This is a genomic window from Yersinia sp. 1252 StPb PI, assembly GCF_048593885.1.
In the GTDB taxonomy this organism is placed as follows: Bacteria; Pseudomonadota; Gammaproteobacteria; order Enterobacterales; family Enterobacteriaceae; genus Yersinia; species Yersinia enterocolitica_E.
Map to the genome: position 1 here is coordinate 1 of NZ_JAZGQE010000436.1, position 753 is coordinate 753.

Consider the following 753-nt stretch of genomic DNA (forward strand, 5'->3'; position numbering starts at 1 on the left):
ATGCGAATCTGACCATTCATAGAGAAGAATTGGGACTAATGACAAAACTTATGGTCGAATTTTCTATGAATAATAAAAATGGAATTGTCTATATTGATGGCGTGGTTTATAAAAATAATGAGAAAGTAGGCACGATAAGTCGTAGAACCTTTTTTGATGTAACAGCGATTAATGATGATTTGTTATTAACATCGAAGAGAAACTGGGTGACTGAAACTAATAATGTGAATGAATCTTTATTTTCAGATCTGATGCTATCGAGGTTTTATTTAGTTGATGATCATCCCATGGCTGCTTTCTTCACCAAAAATCGTAACGGAAGTTATTATATTTCGACTAAAACAATGCCCTATGTGTACTGCTCTAAGGTTTTAAGAGATCGCTAGAGTTTAGCTTTTTAGAAATAGTGGTCTATTAGCATACTGAGGATATCATTGCTGGTCAGCCTCCTGTAAGTAACCCGTCAACGCCAACCACTCATTCCGGCATACTGATTATGTCCCCTGGAGGAGACAGCCATGTGCAAGCTCCATTATCTGTTAATGGTCTTTATGCAGTCTATTGGGGTTAGGGAACCTGAAAAGATGTCGGCCACAACGCTGGGCTATCTCAGGTAACTGACTTCAACACATAATCCCAATTGGTGGATTTAGCTGTCATGTTTCAAACATATTCGGACTGATATTCTGCATTGTCTGTGTTGAACAATACATTTAAGAGTGAAGTTAAATTCATTTAAAATCAATATTTTAC

Annotated in this window: 1 protein-coding gene; it reads left to right on the top strand. The window is 36.8% G+C overall.

The window, feature by feature from the left end; all coding sequences use genetic code 11:
* Window positions 1-386, top strand: a 386-nt coding sequence (locus V2A85_RS24160; RefSeq protein WP_420072616.1) for a hypothetical protein, incomplete at its 5' end; no start/stop codon positions are given.
* Window positions 387-753 lie beyond the last annotated feature (367 nt).